Origin of the sequence: Campylobacter sp. LH-2024, assembly GCF_048270605.1 — a bacterium.
Taxonomy (GTDB): domain Bacteria; phylum Campylobacterota; class Campylobacteria; order Campylobacterales; family Campylobacteraceae; genus Campylobacter_D; species Campylobacter_D molothri.
The window spans coordinates 689,035-712,946 of sequence record NZ_CP168139.1; the positions used below are offsets into that span (position 1 = coordinate 689,035).

Sequence of the window (23,912 nt, forward strand, 5' to 3'; positions counted from 1 at the left end):
TTTCTTGCTTATTTTTGTATTTTTTCTCACTGCTTTTTTAGGAAATGATGGTGCTATTTTGATTATCACTCCTATTGTTATTGCGATTTTTAGCACTTTTAAGAATTTAAATGAAAGTATGATTGTAAATACTTTTTTATTAAGTGTTTCTTTTTTGTGTGATGCTAGCTCTAATACTTTGGTTATTTCTAATTTAACTAATTTAACTACAGCTAATTATTTTAATCTTGATTTTTTAGAATTTACAAAAAGTATGTTTTTGCCAAGTCTATTTGTTTTATTATCAACACTTTTTGTTGTTTGTTTTATTTTTTTAAGATCTTTGCCACGCGATCTTGAAATAAAAATATCTCAAGAAGTAAAAATTTCTACTCCTTTTTTTCTTTTTTGTATTTGTTATTTGATTTTATTTGTGTTTAGTTTTTTCATTGCTCAAATATATCACTGGGATAAAAGTTTGATTGCTTTATGTGAGTCTTTATTTCTTTGGTTTATAGCTTATAAGATTAAAAAAAGAGAAGCATTGAGTGTAGTTAAACATGCACCTTGGGGTATTTTTATTTTTAGTTTTGGACTTTATGTAGTTGTCTTTGCTTTGCATAAATGTGGAGTGGGTGAAATTTTATCTAATTTATATCAAAATTTTGAACACAATAGAATTAATTCTATTATGGGAACAGGCCTTGTTTCAGCTTTATTATCTTCTATTTTTAATAATTTACCCATGACTTTAATTGGAGATTTAGCATTAAAAGATTTTTCAAAAGATATGATATATGCACATCTTTTAGGGGTTAATATCGGCTCAAAGCTTACTCCTATAGGTTCTTTGGCAACTTTATTTTGGTTAGAGCTTATAGCAAAAAGAGGTATTAGAATTTCTTTTCTTCAATATTGCAAATTTAGCTTTTTTATTACATTAATTGTTCTTTTTTTCTCTTTTTTAGGACTTATTTTAAAATAAGTAAACAAGAGATTAATAAGCAAAGAAAAAATTTATTTTATTTTAGATAAACTAATGGTTTGTTTAAATAAAAATGAAAGGACGAGTTATGGCTACATCTGAAAGCAGAAGAAGCTTTATGGGAGTTGCATTTGGAACAGTAGCTGCTGTAGGTGGTGTTTTTTCGCTTGTTGCGATGAAAAAAACTTGGGATCCACTTCCAAGTGTTAAAGCTGCAGGTTTTACTACAGTAGATTTATCTGGAATGCAAGCTGGAGAGCTTAGAACGATAGAATGGAGAAAAAAACCTATTTTTATTTTAAAAAAAGATGCTAGTATGGCAAAAGATCCAAAACGCGATGTTGTAGTTGATAATGCAGCATATACTGTTGTTATAGGATTATGTACGCATTTGGGCTGTATTCCTGCGTATCATCCAAGTGAGCAAATTTTTAAATGTGCTTGCCATGGTGGGGAATTTGATACGAGTGGAAAAAATATTTTTGGGCCTCCTCCAAGACCTCTTGATATCCCTCCTTTTAAAATTGAAGGCACTAAACTTGTTTTAGGTGAAGAGGGACCAGAATATAAAAAAATGACCAAGGAGGCTTAATTATGGCACACATTAGAAAAGCAAATGGCTTAATAGATTGGCTTGATCAAAGATTAGCTGTCCATAAATTATTTGATGTTTTGATGGTAAAATACTGGATTCCTAAACAAATTAATTTTCTTTGGGCAATGGGTGTTATTTTAACAACACTTTTTGCAGTACTTTTTGTAACGGGTCTTTTACTTGTAATGTATTATAAACCTGATACTGCTCTTGCTTTTGATAGTGTAAATAAAACAATTATGCAAGAGGTTGATTATGGTTGGCTATGGCGTCATATGCATGGTGTAGCTGCTTCTGTAATCTTTTTAATCATTTATATTCATATGTTTACTGGAATTTATTATGGTTCTTATAAACGCGGTAGAGAAATGATTTGGGTAAGTGGTATGCTTCTTTTTGTTGTGTTTTCAGCTGAAGCTTTCAGTGGCTATATGCTTCCTTGGGGGCAGATGAGTTATTGGGCTGCACAAGTTATTACTAATCTTTTTGGAGGAATTCCTTTTATAGGTTCTGAACTTGTAATTTGGATTCGTGGAGATTATGCTGTTTCTGATCCAACTTTAACAAGATTTTTTATGCTTCATGTTTGCTTACTTCCTATAGTGATTATTTCAATCATTACTTTCCATTTTTATTCTTTAAGAATTCCACATGTAAATAATGAAATTTCTGAAGAATTGGATTTTGATTTAGAAGCTGAAAAATATATGGCAGGTGATACTAGAAATTCAAAAGTTATTCCTTTTTGGCCAGGATTTTTATCTAAAGATTTTATGTATATTTGTTTATTTATGATTTTCTTCTTTTATTTAGTTTGTTTTAAATTTGAATTTGCTATGGATCCTATTAATTTTGATCCAGCGGATGCGCTTAAAACTCCACCTCATATTTACCCAGAATGGTATTTTTTATGGAGTTATGAGGTTTTAAGAGGATTTTTCTTTGATATAGGTGGTATTAAAGCTTTCAATATCGGTTTAGCAGCTTTTGGTATAGCTCAAGTAATCTTTTTCTTGCTTCCTTGGCTTGATAGAAGTGAAGTAGTAAAACCGGCTCATGAGAGACCTTTATTTTTTATTTGGTTTTGGATTTTACTAATAGATATGATTGTTTTAACTATTTATGGTAAGTTGCCTCCAACGGGTGTAAATGCTTGGGTAGGATTTTATGCTTCTATTGTATTTTTATTATTGCTTCTAGTTATCTTACCTATAATTACTATTATGGAAAGAAAAGGAGCTAAATAATGAGAGAAATTAAAATATTTTTAATAGTAGTAATTTTTGCAGGAATTGTATATTGGGGTGTTGAACCTTATGCTCATTCTGTAATGAAGCCACATGTTACTCCTGCTAATTTTAATTTTTCTGCAGAAGATTTAAATTATGCTAAAAGCATCTTAGCTCAAAAAGAAGCAGCTTTAAATGATGCAAAAAAGGTAAATGATACTAAAAGAATTGAAAGCGCTCAAAAAGAACTTGACAAAGCAAAAGAAGATTTAAATCAAGTTAAAACTCTTTGGGATAAAGTTGCAAAAATAGATCTTAGCAAAGGTAATGTAGCTAAAGGTAAAGAATTTTTTACTGAAAATTGTGCAAGTTGTCACGGTTTAAAAGAAGATAATATTACATCACCAGTAGCTGATTCTTCTGCTTTTGGAGTTATTCCTCCTGATTTAAGTGCTGCTGGGGTTATTTTTGATGATAAATTTTTAGCTGCTTTAGTGATGAATCCATCAGTAGCTTTAAAGGTATATCATAAATTTGGAGATAATTTTCCAATGCCTCCTTATCAAGATACTCCAGAAGTTATGGATGCTAATATAGCTAATGTAATTGCTTATCTTAAAGAAATGGGAAATAAATTTGAAACTAATGAAAATATAGTAATTAAAAAAGAAGTAGAGACTAAATATCAAAAAATGGCAAATAGTCCTGAAAAAACTGCTTTAATCAATAAAGACATTACGTTTGCTAAAGATAAAACTACTTTTATAGAAGCTTGCGGTCGTTGTCATGATGTAAAATACGATAATTTTTTCACTCCTTCAAAACATAGTGATTTAAAAACTTACTTAGGTTCAATACCACCTGATCTTTCAATGATGATTAGATCTCGTGGAGAACAATATCTTCATGATTTTATCAATGATACTCAAAAATTACTTCCAGGAACTGCTATGCCAAGAGTTGGTTTAACAGAATCTGCTCAAACTAAGGTTATTTCTTATATTGAAAAAGTAGGTGATAGTAAAAAAGAAGAAAGAGAAAAAACAGGAATTTATATTATGATATTCTTCGTTATTTTAAGTGTATTTGCTATAGGATGGAAACGCTCAGTTTGGTCTAAACTTCATTAAACTTTTTTTAGATTTTCATCAGTATTATGATGAAAATCTTTTAATTTATCTTCAATTTTATTAGATTTTAAACTTAAAAGAGAAATACTGCTGTTTAAAATTTTTATTGGATTGGAGTATTTATGTTTGAAAAAAAATTAATTAAAAAGATTCTTTCAAAATGGAATTATGGTGATTTTAAAGTTATATTTTGGGATAATGATGAATTGATTATTGGAAAAAAACCTTCTCAATTTACTTTAATTTTTAAAGAAAAAATACCCTTATTTAATTTATTTAACGATACAAGTTTAGTATTTGCAAAACATTATATGGAGTCTAAGCTTGATATAGAGGGAAATTATGATGAAATAGCTAGAGTATTATATTATTTTTCAAATAAACATTTTTTGAAAAATAAAGAAGATGTTTTGAGTAAAATTACACAAAAGCAAGAAAGTAAAAATATTAAAAGTCATTATGATTTGGGAAATGATTTTTATAAATTATGGCTTGATAAAACTATGAGTTATTCTTGTGCTTATTTTAAAAATCCAAATGATACTCTTTATCAAGCACAAATTAATAAAATCAATCATACTTTAAAAAAGTTAGATTTAAAAAAAGGAGAAAAGCTTTTAGATATAGGTTGTGGTTGGGGATGGCTTTCTATTATGGCTGCACAACAATATGGCGTTAATGTTGTTGGAGTGACTATTTCTGAAGAGCAATATAAAAAAGCAAAAGAAAGGGTTAAAGAATTTAATCTTGATGATAAAGTTGAAATAAGATTGCAAAATTATCAAGATTTAGAATTTGAAAATTATTTTGATAAGGTTGTATCTGTAGGTATGTTTGAGCATGTAGGTAAGGAAAATTTAGGACTTTATTTTATGAAAGTTAAACAAGTATTAAAACCAGGTGGAATGATGCTTTTACATTCTATTTTATCTATGTTTGAAGGTAAAACTAATGCTTGGATTGATCGATATATTTTTCCAGGAGGATATTTACCTTCTTTAAGAGAAGTTATTGGTGTGATGAGCGAATGGGATTTTCATCTTCTTTTGGCGGAGAGTTTGAGAATACATTATGCTAAAACTTTAGATATATGGAGTCAAAATTTCAATCAAGTTTTACCAGAAGTTAGAAAAAAATATGATGAAAAATTTATCAGAATGTGGGATTTATATTTAAGATCTTGTGCTTCAGCTTTTCGCGTGGGTAGTGTAGATTTATTTCAATTTTTAATTACAAAAGAAATTAATAATGAATTAAGCCCAACTAAAGAATATATCTATAAGTAAAAACTAAACTTAGTTTTGGTAAAATCGGAAATTCATTTCGCACACACCAATTTCCTTTTTAGCTTGTTTAGTTAAGGGGTGTGGAGGAATAAAAGCTAAATTTACAAGGAGAAATCATGGTTAGCATGAGAGATTTATTAGAATGCGGTGTTCATTTTGGACATCAAACAAGAAGATGGAATCCGAAAATGAAGAAATTTATTTTTGGAGAAAGAAAAGGTATCTATGTTATAGATTTGCAAAAAACTTTGAGATATTTTAGATATACTTACAATATTGTTCGCGATGCTGCAGCTGAAGGTAAAACTATACTTTTTGTTGGAACAAAAAAGCAAGCCGGCGGGGCAATTAAAGAATATGCTGAAAAATGTGGTATGCCTTATGTCAATCACAGATGGTTAGGTGGTATGATGACCAATTTTGGCACTATTCGTCAATCAATTAGAAAATTAGAAGTTATAGAAAAAATGGAAGAAGATGGAAGTATCAAACTTTTAACTAAAAAAGAAGCTTTGATGCTTACAAGAAAAAAAGAAAAATTATTAGCTTATCTTGGAGGAATTCGTCATTTAAAAACTCAACCGGATATGATCTTTGTTATTGACACAGTTAAAGAAAAAATTGCTGTTCAAGAAGCAAATAAATTAAAAATTCCTGTTGTGGCGCCTCTTGATACAAATTGCGATCCTGATTTGGTAACTTATCCTATTCCAGGTAACGATGATGCGATTCGTTCTGTGCAACTTTTCTGTCAAGAAATCGCTGAAGCTATCAATGAAGGAAAGAATTTAAGAGATCAAGATGGTGAAATGCCAACTACGCAAGAAGAAGAGATTACAGAAGAAGAAAAAAAAGAAGTTTTAGATGAAGCTATGAGCGAAGAAGATTTTAAAGAGGAGCAAGAATAATGGCTGAAATTACTGCTGCAATGGTAAAAGAACTCCGTGAAAGCACAGGCGCGGGGATGATGGATTGTAAAAATGCTTTGAGTGAAACTGATGGAGATTTTGACAAAGCAGTTCAGCTTTTAAGAGAAAAAGGATTAGGCAAGGCTGCAAAAAAAGCCGACAGACTTGCCGCTGAAGGTTTAGTAAGTGTTAAAGTTAATGATGATTTTTCAAGCGTAACTATCACTGAAATCAATTCAGAGACCGACTTTGTAGCTAAAAATGATCAATTTATCTCTTTGACTAAAGATACAACAGCACACATTCAAAACAATAGCTTACAAAGTGTTGAAGAGCTTCATTCGAGCGTAATCAATGGGGTAAAATTTGAAGAATATTTAAAAAGTCAAATTGCAACTATTGGTGAAAATTTAGTTGTAAGAAGATTTGCGACTTTAAAATCAAGTGCTAATGGTGTTGTAAATGGTTATATCCATACAAATGGACGTATAGGCGTTATTATTGCTGCTGCTTGTGATAGTGCTGAAATTGCTTCTAAATCAAGAGATTTTTTAAAACAAATTTGTATGCATATAGCAGCAATGAAACCAAGCTATTTAAGTTATGAGGAATTAGATATTTCTTTTGTTGAAAGTGAATATAAGGCTTTAGTTGCTGAACTTGAAAAAGAAAATGAAGAAAGACGCAGACTTAAAGATCCAAATAAACCAGAGCTTAAAATACCTAAATTTGCAAGTAGAAAACAACTCAGTGAAGAAATTTTAAAACAAGCAGAAGAAGATATTAAAGCTGAACTTAAAGCACAAGGGAAACCTGAAAAAATTTGGGACAATATTATCCCTGGAAAAATGAACAGCTTTATCGCGGATAATTCTCAACTTGATAGCAAATTAACCTTAATGGGGCAATTTTATGTTATGGACGATAAAAAAACTATAGAGCAAGTTATTGCTGAAAAAGAAAAAGAATTGGGCGGTAAAATTAAAATCGTAGAATTTATTCGTTTTGAGGTTGGTGAAGGTTTAGAAAAGAAAACTGAAGATTTTGCTGCTGAAGTGGCTGCACAACTTTAAAAGCGATTGTAATGGAACTTTTAAGAGCGGAAAATTTAAGTCATAGTTTTGATTATCCGCTCTTTGAAAATTTAAATTTAACTTTAAAAACTCAAGATTGTATTGCTATAGAGGGTAGTAGCGGTTGCGGAAAATCAACTCTTTTGCATATCCTTTCTTCTTTGCTTCAACCTAATGGAGGCGATGTTTTTTATAAAGATAGAAATCTTTATCATTTAGATGAAAATGAAAGATTAAAAATTCGTCGTTATGATTTTGGTATTATTTTTCAAACACATTATTTATTTAAGGGCTTTTCTGCTTTAGAAAATATAGAACTTGCTAGTGTTTTATCTCATAAAAAATTAGATGAAAAGATTCTAGAAAAACTAGGCATTGATAAACTTTTAAATCAAAAAATAGGAAAATTAAGCGGTGGGCAACAACAACGTGTAAGTATAGCTAGAGTGCTTTGTAAAAAACCTAAAATTATATTTGCAGATGAAGCAACCGGAAATTTAGATTTTGATAATGCTAAAAATGTTATAGAGCTTTTAATAAGTTATGCTAAAGAAAATGAAGCTGCCTTGTTTTTTGTTACTCATGATCATAAACTCGCAAAATTTTGTGATCAAATTTACACTTTAAAACTAAATGGAATTTGTTAATTATCTGGGCGATAAAAATGTAGCCACCTTTATGCTCCTTTTTGCTAGAATGAGTGGACTTATAGTTTTTTTTCCTTTTTTTTCTCATAATTCTATTCCTATAGTTATTAAAACAACTTTAGCTTTGTTTTTAACTATGTATTTATATCCTCTAGCAAAACTTGAAAATTTGCATTTAGATAGTTTTTTTGTGATTCAACTTTTAAGCGAAGTGATTTTTGGGATGATTGCAGGTTTAATATTGCAAATTATTTTTGCTATTATTATGATGGCTGGTGAACAAATTGCTTTTATTATGGGATTTACAATGGCTAATGTTTTAGATCCAAGTTCTGGCACAAATATGCCAATTACATCCCAAATTTTGCATTTAATTGCTTTATTGTTTTTTCTAGCCTTTAATGGGCATCATTTGATACTTTTATTTTTAAGTTATTCTTTAGGTTATATTGATTTAGGGGCTTTTTATCCTCAAGAAAATTTAATGCGTTATTTAAATTCGGGCATTTTAAATATTTTTATTATAGGTTTTACTATGAGTTTTCCTATACTTGGAATTTCTTTACTTACCGATACTATTTTTGGACTTTTGATGAAAACTATGCCGCAATTTAATCTTTTAGTAATTGGCTATCCTATTAAAATCGCTTTAGGAATTATTGTTTTAATAGTTATTTTGATTGTGATGATGGAGTATTTTAAGGATTTGATATTAGAAGCAATCACTCATATGCAAACTCTCTTTTTTGTCTAAGCAAAGGATAAATGAAAATTTTGTAGAATAGTAATTATTTTTAAGGACAAGTGATGAAAATTTTACTTTTAAATGAGAATTCTGTAGTTTCGAGATTGATAAGTCTTAGTGCTAAAAAAATGTCTTATGAATTTGAAGAGCTTAATACTTATAGTGAAGATTTGGGTCATTATGATGTTATTGTAGTTGATAGCGACGTCCCGGCTCCTTTAAAGGTTTTAAAAGAAAAATGCGATAAATTGATATTTTTAGCACCACGTAATCAAAATGTTGATATTGATGCACAAATTTTATATAAGCCTTTTTTGCCTACAGATTTTTTAAATTTATTAAATGGGGAAAATTTAAAAATCGATGATACCATTACTACAACAGCTATTGAAGATTCTAATGATGAAACCATTAAAGATGAACTTGATATAAATGATTTGAATTTAGATGATAAATCTAGCGAAGATGAATTGAAAATTGATGATTTAAATTTAGATTTTGATGATGAAAAATCAGATGAAGAAAATTTAAATATTGAAGAAACTAAAGATCTAGAAAATTCTTTAAATGAAGAAAATGAAAATCTTGACAATCTTAATGAAGAAACTGAAGCTATAAAATTAAATGATGAAACAAAAGAAGAAATTAAAGAGGATTCTCAAATATCACAAGAAAATCAAGATAAATTAGAAGCTGATGATGATTTTAAATTTGAAGAAAATATCGATAAGTTGGATGAAAAAGAGAATACACTAGAAGAAAGTCATAAGGAAAATAATGAAATTTCAGAAAATCATGAAATTTTAAATCATGATGAAATTTTAAACGATGATAATCTTTTATTACAAGAAGAAAATTTAAATGAAAAAACAGAACAAATAAATACTCCAAATATTCAAGAAGATTCTTTTGAGGATGAATTACCTTTAGTTGAAGAGCAAGAAAAAGAAGTTGATTTTGATGATATTCCAGAAGATGCAGAATTTTTAGGACAAAATAAAGAAGACGACGAAAAATCAGAAGAAGAAATCTTACCTGTCATTGAAGAAGACAATTCTTTAGAGGAAGATTTAATCAATGATTTTGGAAATTTAAGCGCTCAAGATCAGATTAAAGAAGAATTAGCACAACTTGATGAGCTGGAATATGAGATTGATGAAGATGATAGTCCGCAGATTTTAGAGAATTTTAAAGATACACCTGTTTTTGATGAAAAAGAATTACAAATTGATGAGGAAGAAGTCGTGGTTCCAAATTTAGCAGCAAATGAATTAGATGGTATTAAAGAAAGTGAAATACAACAAGCTTTAGGTGAAACTATAACAGAAAAAACTATTGAAGAGAAAAAAACTATTGAAAAAGAAATAGTATCTCAAGATCCCAAGGCACCAGAAACGACTAATGAAGAAATTGTAAATGAATTGAGTCAAAGTATCGCAGGAGCAATTACCTCAAGCATTAAAGATGATACCTTAAAAGCAGCGCTTAAGGGTATGAATATGAATATTAACATTAATGTTACTTTTAATGAGGAATAATGTTTGAAAAATTTTATTTTATTAGTGTCTGGGCCTAGCGGAGCTGGCAAATCTACGCTTTTAAAAAAACTTTTTGAGGAATTTAAATCAGATTTATATTTTTCGATTTCATCTACAACTAGATCTCCAAGAGAAGGTGAAAAACACGGGGAACATTACTATTTTGTTAGCCATAAAGAATTTCAAGAGGATATAAAAAAGGGCTATTTCTTGGAATGGGCTAAGGTTCATGAAAATTTTTATGGGACTTCATTGCGATATACGCAAGATGCACTTAATCACGGAAAGATAGTTGTTCTTGATATAGATGTACAAGGATATAAAATAGCTAAAAAAAAGCTACAAGATAAAATTGTTTCTGTTTTTATCACAACAAAAGATAAAGAAGAATTAAAACAAAGACTTATTAAGCGAAATACTGATACAATAATACAACTAGAAAAAAGATTAGAGAATGCAAGTGATGAAATGAAAGAGCTTTGTGAGTATGATTATTTGATTATAAATGATAAACTTGATCAGAGCTATGAAGCATTACGAGCAATTTTAGTCGCCCATAGGTTAAGAACAAAAGGGCAAGATCTAGATCGAATTCAAAATATTTGGAATAAAGGAGAGTAAAATGGGTGGTTGGTCAAGTCCTAGTCATTGGTTAATTATTTTATTAATTGTTGTGTTGCTTTTTGGAGCTAAAAAAATTCCAGAACTTGCAAAAGGTTTAGGTAAAGGTATTAAGACTTTTAAAGATGAAATGAATAGCGATGATGAAACAGTTAAAAATACTCAAAAAATCGAAGAAAAACAAAATAAAGAAAACAATACAAGTATTGATGCAAATATAGACGAAACAAAAAAAGCTTAAGGTTTTTTCTTGAAAAGTATTATTTTTAATGAGATTAAAAAAGTTTTAGGATGTGATTTTATTCTTGAAAATCCTAAGGATAAAAATTTAGCGCATTTTGCTACTCCTTTAGCTTTTTCTTTAGCTAAAGAGTTAAAAAAATCTCCTATGATTATAGCTAATGATTTAGCACAAAAATTTCAAAATCATCATTGTTTTGAAAAAGTTGAAGCTATTAATGGTTATCTTAATTTTAGAATTTCAAAAAACTTTTTAAATGAACTTGCTAGTCAAGCTTTAAAAAATCCACACGAATTTGCCAAAGATAATGGTAAAACGCACACTTTTTTACTTGAATACGTAAGTGCAAATCCTACAGGCCCTTTACATATAGGTCATGCAAGAGGAGCTATTTTTGGCGACACTTTAGCAAGAGTAGCAAAACATTTAGGTTATAAATTTGATACAGAGTATTATGTCAATGATGCGGGAAATCAAATTTATCTTCTTGGTCTTTCTGTTTTATTAAGTGTAAAAGAAAAAATTTTAAAAGAAGAAGTAGAATATCCAGAACAATATTATAAAGGCGATTATATCAGTGATTTAGCTAAAAAAGCTTATGAAGAATTTGGAAAAGACTTTTTTAAGGAAGAAAATATCCCTTCTTTATCAGATTGGGCAAAAGATAAAATGCTTATACTGATCAAACAAAATTTAGATCAAGCAAAAATTAAAATTGATAATTATGTAAGCGAAAAGTCTTATTACAATGCTTTAGATGCGACTTTAGAGGCATTAAAACAACATCAAGGTATTTATGAAAAAGAGGGAAAAATTTGGCTAGCTTCTTCTTTAAAAGGAGATGAAAAGGATCGCGTGATTATCCGTGAAGATGGTCGTGGAACTTATTTAGCTGCTGATATAGTATATCATAAGGATAAAATGAGTCGATCTTATGATAAATGCATCAATATTTGGGGAGCTGATCATCATGGATATATTCCTAGGATGAAAGCTGCAATGGATTATTTGGGTTTTAATCCAGATAATCTCGAAATTATTTTAGCGCAGATGGTTTCTTTGCTTAAGGATGGTGAACCTTATAAAATGAGCAAAAGAGCAGGAAATTTCATTTTAATGAGTGATGTTTTAAATGAAATTGGTGCAGATGCATTGCGTTATATATTTTTAAGTAAAAGATGCGATACTCATTTAGAATTTGATGTAAGCGATTTGCAAAAAGAAGATAATTCTAATCCAGTTTTTTATATCAATTATGCCTATGCAAGAATACATCAAGTTTTTGCAAAGGCAGGTAAGAGTATTGCGGATGTAATTGAGGCTGATTTACAAAATTTAAATCAAGATGGAACTAATTTACTCTTTGAGGCTTTAAATTTAAAAGCTATTTTAAATGATGCTTTTGAGAGTCGATCTTTGCAAAAGATTCCAGATTATCTAAAAAATCTAGCAGCAAGTTTTCATAAATTTTACAATGAAAATAAAGTAGTGGGTTCTGAAAATGAAAAGAGTTTGCTAAAATTATTTGCTTTAGTTGCTCTAAGCATAAGAACTGCTTTTGCCCTGATGGGAATTGAGGCAAAAAATAGAATGGATCGTTAATCCATTCTAAAGATTAAGCAAAATCACAGCTAATATAGTTAAAAAAACGCCACAAATTCCTATTTTATTTAATTTTTCTTTATATAAGATCCATCCTCCAGCACAAGTTCCGATAATTCCTATAGCGCCCCAAGTCGAATATGCGATACTTAAAGGCACATATTTTAAAGCAAAAGAAAGTAGAAAAAAAGCTAAGATGGCGCTAAAAATAGCAGCAATTCCCCAAAATTTATATTTAAAACCATTGGATTTTTTAAGTAATAAATTTGCAAGAATATCTAAAAATGCAGATAAGATGATAATTAAAAAATAAAATTTCACTCTCTAACTTCTCCGATATTAATCAAAATAATCCCTGCAATAGCACAAACAATACCTAAAATTTGAGTTAGAGTCAAAATTTCTTTAAAAATGATAAAAGAAACCAAAAGGATAAGAATTACGCCTAGCAATTCCCAAACTGCATATGCTATGCCAACTTGAATTTTTTTAATAGCTTTGCTTAGAAAAAAATAAGAAAAACCAATAAATACGGCCATAAAAAAATAGCCTAAAACTATGTTTTCCATTTTTAAAAAACTTGTACCCAACACTTCAAAAACAATAGCGCAAATTAAAAAAAACCAAGCTTTAAAAAGCTCTCTTTTTTCCATAAACACTCTATCCTTGTTAAAATTAAATGTTGAAATCATATCATTTAAAGCTTTAATCAGCCTTTTTATTTTATACTTTCAAGCGTAAAAATCTTTAAGAAAGTGAGAAACTTATGGGACGAGCGTTCGAGTACCGAAGAGCTTCTAAAGAGGCTAGATGGGATAAGATGAGTAAGCTTTTTCCTAAGCTTGCTAAGGCTATACAAGTAGCAGCTAAAGAGGGTGGGTCTGATCCTGATATGAATCCAAAATTAAGAAGTGCTATAGCTACTGCTAAAGCTAATAATATGCCTAAAGATAATATTGATGCGGCAATTAAGCGTGCTAGCGGTAAAGATAGTGTGGATATAAAAAATATCCATTACGAAGGAAAAGCAGCGCATGGAATTTTGGTTATAGTTGAATGCATGACAGATAATCCTACTAGAACCGTAGCTAATGTAAAAGCTATTTTTAGTAAAAATGGTGGAGAAATTTTGCAAAATGGATCCTTAGGTTTTATGTTCAATAGAAAAGCGGTTTTTTATCTTGAAAAATTTTCAGGAGATTTGGAAGAATTGGAACTTGATTTAATCGATGCTGGTCTTGAGGAATTAGAGCAAAATGAAGAAGAATTAGTTATCAGCGGGGATTATACAGCATTTGGAGAATTAAGTTCAGCTATAGAGGCTAAGGGTTTAGTGCTTAAAAAAGCTGGGCTTGAATATATTGCTAATAATCCTTTGAATTTTAGCGAAGAACAACTCAATGATATAGAAAAACTTCTAGATAAGCTTGAAGAAGATGATGATGTTCAAGCTGTTTATACTAACATAGAATAAAGGAGGAAAAATGCTTAAACAAATCGATACCACTAATGCAGGCAAATATAAATTTGCTTTAATTAAAACAGAAAAAGGCACAATGAAAGTTGAGCTTTTTGCCGATGAAGCTCCTCAAACGGTTTGTAATTTTGCTAATCTGGCTAATGAAGGATTTTACAAAGATTTAACTTTTCATAGAGTGATTCCAAATTTTGTTGTGCAAGGGGGCTGTCCTTATGGCAATGGTATAGGTGGGCCTGGATATGAAATTCCTTGCGAATGCGATAATCAACAGCATGAACATTTGCGTGGGACTTTATCAATGGCACATGCAGGAAGAGATACAGGTGGATCGCAATTTTTTATTTGTTTAAGTGCGCAACCTCATTTAAATGGAGTGCATACCATCTTTGGGCAAATTGATTTAAAAGATGAGCAAAGTTTGGAAGTACTTGACTCAATTCGCCAAGGTGATAAAATTTTAGATATTGAAATTCCTAGCGAAAAATGATTAATATAATCTAAAATTAAAGCTTTTTATTCTATAATAACTTCTTTACTTTAATGAAATATTTACAAGGAGTTATTATTATGAAAACTAAGTTTTCAATTATTTTGAGTGCTTGTATTTTTTCATCATCACTTTTTGCACAAACTGCAGATGATGAGATCACTAAGCTTCAAAAACAGCTTGCAAAAATTCAAGCTGAGTTAAAAGAAATCAGAAAAGAAAGAGAAGCTCAAGCTAAGCAAAACAAAGAAGTTAAAGAAGAGCTTGCTGATCTTAGCGATAGAGCAGATGATAACGAATTTCAAGCTGCTTTAAGTAAAGTGAAATTCGGACTTGAATTCTCGAATGCACTTTCAAATACAAACTATAAGCTTCCTAGCACAACTTATCATGCTAACAATAAGTGGATGATGGAACTTCACTTAAATATGAATGCAGATATTAACGATAAAACTAAATTCTATGGTCGTTTATCTATGGCTAAAAACTGGTCTCAAATGGGATGGAGTGGAACGCCTTATGACTTAGATGCAGGAAGAAACACTAGAACAAGTGGTCCTATCCTTTATGTAGATAGAGCTTATCTTGATTATTACATTACTCCTGAGTGGATTGCAACTATAGGAAGACAACCTGGAACAGATGGTCCTGGAACAAATCTTAGAAACAATGCCCTAAGACAATCAACCTATCCAGCTTTAGCAATCAACGCTTTAGGTGATGCTGCGGTTATTACTTATAAACCTGAAAGTTTGCAAGATTATAAAGTAGCTATCCGTGCTGCTTATGGTAAAACTTACCAATGGGATGAAGAAAGTGGTAAAGTAAGAGACTGGATGAGTGATCAACAAGATGCAGATGCAAATCTTTACTATGCAGCTGTAGAGGGAGAGCTTCCTTTAGGTAGCTTTGGAAATAACTTGATCATCTTTAATATAGCTCGTATGACTGATTTCTCTTTACCAGTTGATCTTGGCAATAGTGTAATGAATGGATTAATCGGTGGAGCAGGTGTTAAAAATTTAGGTGATGCAACTATTGCAAATATCCATTTTGAAAACTACAATACTTTTGGAACAGACTTTAACTGGTTTACATCTTTAGGTTATTACAACGGAAGCAATGCAAATACTTGGTGGTCAGATAAAGCTAATAGTATGGCTAGTTCTTTAGCATTTAACGAAAAAGATGGTTATGCAGTGCATGTAGGTGGACGCTATGACTTTACAAGAGCTTTAAAAGTAGGTTATGAATTCTTCTGGGGTAGCAGATACTGGTATACTATGTCTCGTCCAAGCATCAATGATCCACTTAATATAAGAATGACTAGAGGTATAGCAAATGATGTTTATGTGATTTATCAACTTGATAGATATCAATTCTTACGCTTAAGTTACACCAATATCCAAAATAAATGGGGAAATCGTGGTTTACCTCTTGGTGGAGCTAAGAAAGAAAAATCAAGAGCTGATAATGTTATGTTAATGTATAATGTGAAATTTTAAGGAGTAAGTGATATGAAAAAATTACTTTTTTTAGGTTTATTGCCTATCATTGCTTTAGCTGATTGTGCTAGCTTAATGGCAAAATACGAAGCTCCAGAACCAGAATCAAAAACAATGAAGCAAATTGAACGCTGGGTGAATAAAAAAGTTAAAGATCCTAAAGATGCTTCAATTTTGAAAGAGTGTATGGTTGCTCGTGCGGCTGATAATCCAAATCAAGTTTCAGTTGCAGGTAAATAATAAAAGCGGTTTAAAACCGCTTTTATACTTCTTTTAATTTCTTCAATTCTTTTTTTATTTTTTATATTCTTTGTTTTAAAATTTTGTTATAATAAATCAAATTTCAATCATAAAGAATTATAAATGCAAAAACCTGATATACAAAGTTTGACTAATTTTCTTATTATCTATACAAAGACTTTATTGGGTTCTGGGACTTATACATCTAGGGTGGCTAAATGTGTAGGAAGAATCGCTAAAGTTTATGGCTATGAGATCAATATTAATTTCTTTTTTCACCATATTACTTTAAATATCGTAGATAGGAGCGATAAATCCAAGCATAGAACTTATGTAATCCCTAATCATCATGCTTATATTAATTTTAAGATTATTTTAGATTTGAGTGCTTTAAGTTGGGCTATTTATGATCATAGATATGATCTTGAAAAAGCAAAGGCGATTTTTGATCAAATCATCTGCCAAGAAAAGCGTTCTTTTTTAAAGACTCTTTTTTTAGTTTCTATTGCAAATTCGGCTTTTTGTAGGCTCTTTGGTGGTGACTTTGGTTCGGGTGTTTTGGTATTTTTTGGAACTTTTTTAGGTTTGATTTTAAGATTTTTTTTGACAAAGTTTAAAATAGATTTGAGAATTCAATATATTATTTGTTCTTTTATCTCTTCAGGTTTTGTTTTTTTAGGGCTTGATATGGGATATACAAATACATCCGATGTGGCTTTAGGTTCTAGCATTTTATATCTTATCCCTGGTGTGTTTTTTATCAACTCGGTTATAGATATACTTAAAGATCATATTTTAATGGGAGTGAGTCGTATTATTAGTGTTGGGATTTTGATTTGTTGTATAGCACTTGGAATTTATATGACGCTTAGTTTAACTGATTTTGGAATTTTAAGATGATAGAATTTGTTTTAAAAGATATGTTTTTTGCGGCTTTAGCTGGTTTTGGTTTTGCTTATGCTTGCAACCCTCCTTTTAAAACCTTGGTAGCTTCAGCTTTTTTAGCAGCTATTGCCCATGGTCTTCGTTTTGTTTTGGTGCAATATTTTCACTTTCAAACCTTAGCAATAGCAACCTTTATAGCCTCTTTTTGTATAGGTTGTTTGGGTATAGTTTTAGCAAAAAAGATAAAAACTCCAGCTGAAATCATAGCCTTTCCAGCACTTATACCGATGATACCTGGGATTTATGCTTATAAGGCAATTTTATATTTGATCTCTTTTATACGCAGTGAAGATATTCAAGCTAAAACTAATTTTTTGGTGCAATTTTTTGATTATTTTTTAACTACAGTTTCTGTAACTCTAGCTTTAGCTATAGGAGTAAGTATCACTTTGCTTATATTCTTTGAGCAAAGTTTTATGATGACAAGACACATAAGAAGACATTAATTTTCATTTTTTTTATCTTTTTGTTAATTTAATATCTTACAATAAAAATAAAAAAGGAAAAAAATGCAAAAGTATTTATCGCATAAACCTTTAGCAAAAAAATGCCATTCTCATCATGATCACTCTCATCATGAACATCATCACGATCATAATCATTCAGATGCGCGTAATATGGATAAGAAAATTTTAAAAATATCTCTTATTATGACTTTTTTGATGATGCTTGTGCAATTTGTGTATTCTATACTTTCAAATTCCTTAGCATTATTAAGCGATACTTTGCATATGTTTTCTGATGTTTTTGCTTTAGCTCTTAGCTTTTTTGCGATTATTGCTATAGAAAAATTTAAAGATGAACAAAAAACATTTGGTTATTTTAGATTAGAAATTTTAGTTGCTTTTATCAATGCTTTAACTATTATTTTATCTGCGATTTTTATTATTTATGAAAGTATAGAAAAATTATTTTATCCAGTAAATATAGATGCAAAAACTATGATTGTTGTTGCTATTTTGGGATTTTTAGTCAATGCTTTTAACGCTTTTTTAATGTTTAAAGGTGCAAGTTTAGATAATGTCAATATGAAATCTGCTTTTTTACATATGATAAGCGATTTGCTAGGCTCTTTGGTGGTGATTGTAGGCGGAATCGTTGTTTATTTTACTCAAATTGTTTATATTGATACGATTTTAGCTTTGATTTTATCTCTTTTGCTTTTAAGATGGGCGATTAAGCTATTAAGAAAAAGTATTAATATTTTGCTAGAAACTTCACCTGTAGATGTCAAAAGTGTTGAAGAAGTGATTTTAAAACATCATCAAGTGAGCAAAATTTTGGATTTGCATATAGTAGAGATTACAAATAAAATGTTTGTAGCAACTTTGCATATCGAAGTTAATATTAAAGAATTATATGAATTTGAAAAACTCTATCAAGAGCTTTCAAATGAACTCTTAGAACATTTTAATATAGGACATATTACAATACAACCAAGTATTACAAAAAAGGAAGAATGATGAAATTTAAAGTTAATAATGTCAATTGTATCAATTGTGTAAATTTAATCAAAAAATCTTTAGAAAATGAATATGGGGCAATAGAAGTGGATTTAGAAAATAAAATTTTAAGTGTTGATTTGAAGGAAGAAAAATTAGAAGATTTTAAAAATGAATTTGAAGAATTAGGATTTGAAATAGTAGGTCGCATATAAATGCAAGAATTTCGTGTAAAAATAGGGAAGATGACTTGTGTTAATTGCTCCAATGCTATTGAACGTGCTTGTAAAAAGATTGATGGTGTTGAAGAAGCAAGTGTTTCTTATATAAATTCAAGTGGTATTTTTCTCATCCAAGAAGATGAAAAACGTAAAGAAATTTTAACAAAAATAAAAAATTTAGGCTTTGAAATTTTAGAAGATGAGCAAAGCCTAGAAGAATATAAAATCAAAAAACATATTGAACTTAGAAAAAATTTACTTTTAAGTATAGTTTTAAGTGTTGTTGTGATGTATTTTGAAATGTTTGATCAAAGTTTTTTTTCACAAAATATGCAAATGTTTTTAAGCTTTTTTGGAATTTTTTACTGCGGAAGAGATTTTTTTTCTCATGCTTTTTTGGGATTGAAAAATAAAAATTTAGATATGAATACCCTTGTTGTTTTAGGGGTAATGAGTGCTTTTGTGTATTCTTGTTTGATTTATTTTAGAATTTTTAATGAAGAGCATTTGTATTTTAGTGGCGCTATGATGATTATCTCTTTTGTGCTTTTAGGAAAATATCTTGAAAATAAAATCAAATTTAAAGCTGAAAATTATCAAAAAAAACTTGAAAATATTGATACAAAAAAGGCAAGAATTTTACTTGAAAATAATCAAATTAAAGAAATCTCAAGTGCTTTTGTTAAAGCTGGAGATATTATTTTGGTAAAAGAAGGTGAAAGCATTGTTGCTGATGGGGTGATTTTAAGCGGAAATGCTGAAGTAGATATGAGCTTTTTAAATGGAGAATTTTTTCCTATATTGAAAAAAGAAAATGATGAAGTGCAAGCGGGTGGTATTGTTTTAAATGGTATGTTAAAAATTAAAGCAAGTAAAAAAGCAATGGATAGCACTTTAGAACAAATTAAAAATTTAGTTTTTTATGCAGGAAATATAAAAACCCCATTAGCAACTTTAGCAGATAAAATTTCTAAATATTTTGTAGCAGGTATTATCATTTTGGCTTTATGTGTATTTTTATTTTGGTTTTTTAAAGCAAATTTAAATATAGCTTTTTTGCACGCTTGTGCTGTGCTTTTAATCTCTTGCCCTTGCGCCTTAGGACTTGCAACTCCAATTGCTTTAGTGGTAGCTAGTTCAAATGCGGCTAAAAATTTTATTTTACTTAAAAATCCTGCAGCCTTAGAAAAGCTTAGTCAAATTAAACTTGCTTATTTTGATAAAACAGGAACTTTGACTAAAGAAGAATTAAAAATTATTAAGCACAATTTAAATCAGGACGATTTTAAAAAGCTTTGTGAGATTGAAAGCTTAAGTTCTCATCCTATTGCAAAAAGTTTGAGTAAAAATATTCATCCTAATTTAAAAGGCGAAGGTGAAATTGTTTTTGGCGCAGGTATTGTCTATAAAGAAGATAATGATACATATTTTATAGGAAGTAGATATTTTTTAGATAGCAAAGGTATTGATACTAAAGAATGCGATCAATTTTTTAATCAATTTAAAAATTTGGGAAGTATTAAGGTGTATTTTGCAAAAAATTTTCATTGTCTAGGTGGAGTTTTACTCGATAGCACTTTAAAACAAGGTGCAAAAGAACTCATTGCGGGATTAAAAAAACGAGGAATTAAAAGTATCATTTTAAGTGGAGATAATCAAGAAAGTGTTGAAAAGGTAGCTAAAGAGCTAGATATTAGTGATTTTTATGCACAATTAAAACCAGAAGAAAAATTTCAAATCATTAAAAATTCTAAAGAAGCTCTGTTTATAGGAGATGGCTTAAATGATGCAGCAGGATTATCTTTAGCAAGTGTGAGCATGAGTTTTTCAAAGGCAAATGAATTAGCTAAAAAAACAGGGGATTTTATCTTGATTAAAGAAAATTTGGAAAATATTTTATATTGCTTTTCTCTTTCTAAAAAAACAAGAAAAATAATTAAATTAAATCTTTTTTGGGCTTTTATTTATAACACGCTTTGTATTCCTATTGCGGCTGGTTTTATACCTTTTGTAACTTTAAGCCCACACTTCGCAGCTTTAGCCATGTGTTTTAGTTCTATAACGGTTGTACTTAATTCTTTGAGGTTAAAAAATATTTAATTATTCTTGAATTTGAGGCTCTCCAAAACAATCTTTCAAAGCCTCTTTAACATCTTCTTCAGGATTAAATTTTTTAGCTCCTTGTTTGAGTTCTTTAAAAGATGAATTAAGATCTAGCTTAGAATTTGAAAGAGAGCTAGGCTCTTGAGTTATTGATTGGAGTTTGCTTTCATCAATAGCAATTTCTTTTTGGACAGCAATTTTTGCATTTTCTCCTAATTTATCTTTTAAAAGCTCTTGTATGAGCTTAAAGCCTTTATTAAGTTGAGTGCGATTTTCTCCTGTAGCATTGGAGCTTATTGTTAAAATTTGATTTTCATAACTAATAAATTGTGTATTTTTCTCAAAACATTTTCCAAGCTCATAATCTCTATCATATATTGCATCCAAAAGCATCTCATAAGCATTTTGCGTTTTTGGTTTTTCTTGAATTTTTTGATCTAAAATAGGCGTGGTTTCTGGTAAAGTATTTTCAATAGTTTTTCTTTGCTTGATTTCATTGATTTGTGTATCAATTTCTTTAAGATAACTTGCCTCCATCATCATAAAAGCCATCACGCAAAGTGTAAAACCATCATCATCACAAATCATATTTTTAGCACGAGCTAAAATGCGGAAAAATCTTTCATAAATTAAAGTTGAAAATTCAGTACTCCTGGCAAAAAAACTTTCTTTGAGATAAAATAGCATTTCATCAATAACGCTAGAAGCTTCGTATTCTTTAAGTTCATCCAAGAAATCAAAAACCTTTTCTTTATCTTTAGTCAAAATAGCATGATAAAATTCTTTAATTTTATTTGGATCTAAAAAACCTAACATATCAGTGATTTTAAGAGTACTAATATCATTTTGACAAAAAATAATAGCCTGATCAAGTAGGGTCAATGTATCTCTTAAAGATCCATTACCACTTCTTGCAATAAATTTTAAAGCTTCTTCCTCAAAACGAACATTTTCTTTAATAAGAATTTCTTTGAGATGGTTTTGAATTTCACTTTGCGGGATTTGTTTAAAGCGAAAATGTTGAGTTCTGGATAAAACTGTAGCTGGAAGTTTTAAAGGATCTGTCGTTGCAAGTATGAATTTTACATAGCTTGGTGGTTCTTCTAAGGTTTTTAAAAGTGCATTTGCAGCCTGAGGGGTAAGCATGTGCACTTCATCGATAATGAAAATTTTAAAACGAGCCATAGAAGGAGCATATTTAGTTTGCTCGATCAAAGCTTGTATATCTTCAAGACCTCGATTACTCGCTGCATCCATTTCTATGATATCAATATGTTTTCCTTCTAAAGCCGCTATACATTGCTTACAAGTTCCACAAGGAGTGTCACTAGGTCCTTGATCGCAAACTAGAGCACGAGAAAAAATTCTAGCACTAGAGGTTTTTCCACTGCCTCTTAAACCTGAAAAAAGATAAGCATGGGCTAAGCGGTTGTTATTAAGTGCGTATTTTAAGCTAGTGCTAACAGTTTTTTGCCCTATAAGCTCATCAAAAGTTTTTGGTCTGTATTTAACGGCTAGTGCTTGAAGCATTTTTCACTCATTCATTATAGATAAAAGTTCGACATTATCTTTAGTTTTTAGCATTTTTGAATATAAAAATTTAAGAGCTTCAATATCATCCATTTGAGAAATAGCAGAGCGTATAGCCCAAATTTTTTGAAGTTCTGCAACACCTTGTAAAAGTTCTTCTTTTCTAGTGCCCGATTTGATAATATTGATCGCAGGATAAATTCTCCTATCAGAGATATTTCTATCAAGAACGATTTCGCTATTTCCCGTTCCTTTAAATTCTTCAAAAATTACATCATCCATTCTTGAGCCAGTATCAATTAAAGCAGTAGCTATAATGGTTAAAGATCCACCATTTTCTATATTTCTAGCGGCACCAAAAAAGCGTTTTGGCTTATGGAGTGCATTTGCATCTACACCACCACTTAAAACTTTCCCGCTACTAGGGGTTGCTGTATTATAAGCTCTAGCAAGTCTTGTGATACTATCAAGCAAAATGATAACATCTTTGCCTGTTTCAACCATTCTTTTTGCCTTTTCTATAACAAGTTCTGCAACGCGAACATGATTATAAGCAGGTAAATCAAAAGTAGAGCTAAAAACCTCACCTTTAACGCAACGTTGCATATCGGTTACTTCTTCTGGTCTTTCATCAACTAAAAGAACAATTAGATGCATTTCTGGATGATTTCTAGCAATTGCAGCTGCTAATTCTTTCATGAGTTCTGTTTTGCCTGTTCTAGGCGGTGCTACTATAAGCCCACGTTGTCCTTTTCCTATAGGGGTAAAAAGATCTAAAACGCGTCCTGTTAATTTTATAGGATCGTATTCTAGTTTGATTTTTTCAGTAGGAAAAATCGGGGTTAAATTGTCAAATAATGGCCTTTCTTTAGCTTCTTGTAAAGGCATATAATTAATCGCTTCAATTTTTAAAAGCGCATAATATTTTTCTTGATCTTTAGGTTCTCTAACTTGCCCTGTGACGATATCTCCTACACGTAATGCAAATTTACGAATTTGAGAATTAGAAACATAAGCGTCATTAACACTATCGCTTAAATTAGAATCCATACCTCTTAAAAAGCCATAGCCCTCACTTGAAATTTCTAAAATTCCTGTAAAGAGTATAAATCCGCCTTTTTTAGTTTGTGCTTTTAAAATTTCAAAAATAAGTTCTTGACGACGAAATTCGCGTGGATTTTCTATTTCGCATTCATTTGCAATTTTGACTAAATTTTCTAAGTCAAGTAATTTTAAATCTTCTATTTTATAACCCTCAACTGGAATATGGGTTCTTTGATGTTGTTTTTTTTCTTTTTCCATAAGCCCTCGCAAGAAATTATGCAGTCATTTGCAGTAGTAAATTAAAATTGTGATTTTAATAAAAAAATATACTTTTTG

General features: G+C 30.0%; 25 protein-coding genes and 1 pseudogene. 22 read left to right on the top strand and 4 right to left on the bottom strand.

The genetic code is table 11. From position 1 onward, the window contains the following. Nucleotide 1 precedes the first annotated feature (1 nt). From ACD570_RS03600 to argS, 13 genes and pseudogenes are all read left to right on the top strand, one after another. Nucleotides 2–964: pseudogene (locus tag ACD570_RS03600) on the top strand (ArsB/NhaD family transporter); the annotation flags it as partial. 88 nt (nt 965–1,052) lie between these two features. Further along, nucleotides 1,053–1,556, top strand: a complete 504-nt coding sequence (petA, locus tag ACD570_RS03605) for a ubiquinol-cytochrome c reductase iron-sulfur subunit (RefSeq protein ID WP_200280963.1) — start codon at nt 1,053–1,055, stop codon at nt 1,554–1,556. A gap of 2 nt (nt 1,557–1,558) precedes the next feature. Continuing rightward, nucleotides 1,559–2,806 carry a cytochrome bc complex cytochrome b subunit gene (locus tag ACD570_RS03610; protein ID WP_337207263.1) on the top strand — a complete coding sequence of 416 codons (1,248 nt, stop codon included), beginning with the start codon at nt 1,559–1,561 and terminating at the stop codon, nt 2,804–2,806. Then, entirely contained in the window at nt 2,806–3,918 is a 1,113-nt protein-coding gene (locus tag ACD570_RS03615; protein WP_417904416.1) for a c-type cytochrome, read from the top strand. Before ACD570_RS03610 ends, ACD570_RS03615 begins: the two co-directional genes overlap by 1 nt. Before the next feature lie 122 nt (nt 3,919–4,040). Continuing rightward, on the top strand, nt 4,041–5,204 hold the full coding sequence (locus tag ACD570_RS03620; protein WP_337207267.1) for a cyclopropane-fatty-acyl-phospholipid synthase family protein: 1,164 nt from the start codon (nt 4,041–4,043) through the stop codon (nt 5,202–5,204). Between the two features lie 116 nt (nt 5,205–5,320). After that, nucleotides 5,321–6,112 carry a 30S ribosomal protein S2 gene (gene rpsB / locus ACD570_RS03625; protein ID WP_200280970.1) on the top strand — a complete coding sequence of 264 codons (792 nt, stop codon included), beginning with the start codon at nt 5,321–5,323 and terminating at the stop codon, nt 6,110–6,112. Beyond that, on the top strand, nt 6,112–7,185 hold the full coding sequence (gene tsf / locus ACD570_RS03630) for a translation elongation factor Ts (RefSeq protein WP_417904417.1): 1,074 nt from the start codon (nt 6,112–6,114) through the stop codon (nt 7,183–7,185). The genes rpsB and tsf overlap by 1 nt, the downstream gene beginning before the upstream one ends. 11 nt (nt 7,186–7,196) lie before the next feature. After that, nucleotides 7,197–7,832, top strand: a complete 636-nt coding sequence (locus ACD570_RS03635; protein ID WP_417904418.1) for an ABC transporter ATP-binding protein — start codon at nt 7,197–7,199, stop codon at nt 7,830–7,832. Further along, nucleotides 7,819–8,586, top strand: coding sequence for a flagellar biosynthetic protein FliR (gene fliR / locus ACD570_RS03640; protein ID WP_200280978.1), 768 nt, complete (start codon nt 7,819–7,821; stop codon nt 8,584–8,586). Before ACD570_RS03635 ends, fliR begins: the two co-directional genes overlap by 14 nt. Before the next feature lie 53 nt (nt 8,587–8,639). Next, nucleotides 8,640–10,115 carry a hypothetical protein gene (locus ACD570_RS03645; protein ID WP_417904419.1) on the top strand — a complete coding sequence of 492 codons (1,476 nt, stop codon included), beginning with the start codon at nt 8,640–8,642 and terminating at the stop codon, nt 10,113–10,115. Nucleotides 10,116–10,118: 3 nt separating this feature from the next. Next, the gene (gene gmk / locus ACD570_RS03650) at nt 10,119–10,736 is read left to right on the top strand and encodes a guanylate kinase (protein WP_200280984.1); all 618 of its coding nucleotides are present in this window, start codon (nt 10,119–10,121) and stop codon (nt 10,734–10,736) included. A 1-nt stretch (nt 10,737) separates the two neighbouring features. Further along, nucleotides 10,738–10,977, top strand: coding sequence for a Sec-independent protein translocase subunit TatA/TatB (locus ACD570_RS03655; protein ID WP_200280986.1), 240 nt, complete (start codon nt 10,738–10,740; stop codon nt 10,975–10,977). 9 nt (nt 10,978–10,986) lie between these two features. After that, nucleotides 10,987–12,579, top strand: a complete 1,593-nt coding sequence (gene argS, locus ACD570_RS03660) for an arginine--tRNA ligase (protein ID WP_417904420.1) — start codon at nt 10,987–10,989, stop codon at nt 12,577–12,579. Between the two features lie 6 nt (nt 12,580–12,585). On the opposite strand, the gene ACD570_RS03665 is transcribed toward argS, so the two are convergent. Together ACD570_RS03665 and ACD570_RS03670 are read right to left on the bottom strand one after the other, a co-directional pair. After that, complete coding sequence (locus ACD570_RS03665) at nt 12,586–12,900, bottom strand: DMT family transporter (protein WP_337203359.1); 315 nt, start codon at nt 12,898–12,900, stop codon at nt 12,586–12,588. Beyond that, entirely contained in the window at nt 12,897–13,232 is a 336-nt protein-coding gene (locus tag ACD570_RS03670; protein WP_374260355.1) for a DMT family transporter, read from the bottom strand. Before ACD570_RS03670 ends, ACD570_RS03665 begins: the two co-directional genes overlap by 4 nt. A gap of 113 nt (nt 13,233–13,345) precedes the next feature. On the opposite strand from ACD570_RS03670, the gene ACD570_RS03675 reads away from it, so the two are divergent. The 9 genes from ACD570_RS03675 (at nt 13,346) to ACD570_RS03715 (ending at nt 20,999) form a co-directional block, all read left to right on the top strand. After that, nucleotides 13,346–14,053 carry a YebC/PmpR family DNA-binding transcriptional regulator gene (locus ACD570_RS03675; RefSeq protein ID WP_417904421.1) on the top strand — a complete coding sequence of 236 codons (708 nt, stop codon included), beginning with the start codon at nt 13,346–13,348 and terminating at the stop codon, nt 14,051–14,053. Between the two features lie 10 nt (nt 14,054–14,063). Then, on the top strand, nt 14,064–14,546 hold the full coding sequence (locus tag ACD570_RS03680; RefSeq protein WP_417904422.1) for a peptidylprolyl isomerase: 483 nt from the start codon (nt 14,064–14,066) through the stop codon (nt 14,544–14,546). 80 nt (nt 14,547–14,626) lie between these two features. Continuing rightward, nucleotides 14,627–16,051: a DUF3373 family protein gene (locus ACD570_RS03685; RefSeq protein WP_417904423.1), complete on the top strand. Its 1,425-nt coding sequence runs from the start codon at nt 14,627–14,629 to the stop codon at nt 16,049–16,051. A 12-nt stretch (nt 16,052–16,063) separates the two neighbouring features. Next, complete coding sequence (locus ACD570_RS03690) at nt 16,064–16,291, top strand: hypothetical protein (protein WP_200281000.1); 228 nt, start codon at nt 16,064–16,066, stop codon at nt 16,289–16,291. Between the two features lie 123 nt (nt 16,292–16,414). After that, nucleotides 16,415–17,191 (top strand): threonine/serine ThrE exporter family protein, encoded by a 777-nt coding sequence (locus tag ACD570_RS03695; RefSeq protein WP_200281002.1) that lies wholly within the window; start codon nt 16,415–16,417, stop codon nt 17,189–17,191. Further along, complete coding sequence (locus tag ACD570_RS03700) at nt 17,188–17,682, top strand: threonine/serine exporter family protein (protein ID WP_200281004.1); 495 nt, start codon at nt 17,188–17,190, stop codon at nt 17,680–17,682. The genes ACD570_RS03695 and ACD570_RS03700 overlap by 4 nt, the downstream gene beginning before the upstream one ends. 63 nt (nt 17,683–17,745) lie before the next feature. Beyond that, nucleotides 17,746–18,699 carry a cation diffusion facilitator family transporter gene (locus ACD570_RS03705; protein ID WP_417904424.1) on the top strand — a complete coding sequence of 318 codons (954 nt, stop codon included), beginning with the start codon at nt 17,746–17,748 and terminating at the stop codon, nt 18,697–18,699. Further along, nucleotides 18,699–18,893 carry a cation transporter gene (locus ACD570_RS03710; protein WP_337204403.1) on the top strand — a complete coding sequence of 65 codons (195 nt, stop codon included), beginning with the start codon at nt 18,699–18,701 and terminating at the stop codon, nt 18,891–18,893. Before ACD570_RS03705 ends, ACD570_RS03710 begins: the two co-directional genes overlap by 1 nt. Further along, nucleotides 18,894–20,999 carry a heavy metal translocating P-type ATPase gene (locus ACD570_RS03715; protein WP_417904425.1) on the top strand — a complete coding sequence of 702 codons (2,106 nt, stop codon included), beginning with the start codon at nt 18,894–18,896 and terminating at the stop codon, nt 20,997–20,999. Here ACD570_RS03715 and ACD570_RS03720 read toward each other — a convergent pair whose 3' ends face one another. Then, nucleotides 21,000–22,532, bottom strand: coding sequence for a DNA polymerase III subunit gamma/tau (locus tag ACD570_RS03720; RefSeq protein ID WP_417904426.1), 1,533 nt, complete (start codon nt 22,530–22,532; stop codon nt 21,000–21,002). Nucleotides 22,533–22,535: 3 nt separating this feature from the next. Then, nucleotides 22,536–23,834 carry a transcription termination factor Rho gene (gene rho, locus ACD570_RS03725; RefSeq protein ID WP_417904427.1) on the bottom strand — a complete coding sequence of 433 codons (1,299 nt, stop codon included), beginning with the start codon at nt 23,832–23,834 and terminating at the stop codon, nt 22,536–22,538. Nucleotides 23,835–23,912 lie beyond the last annotated feature (78 nt).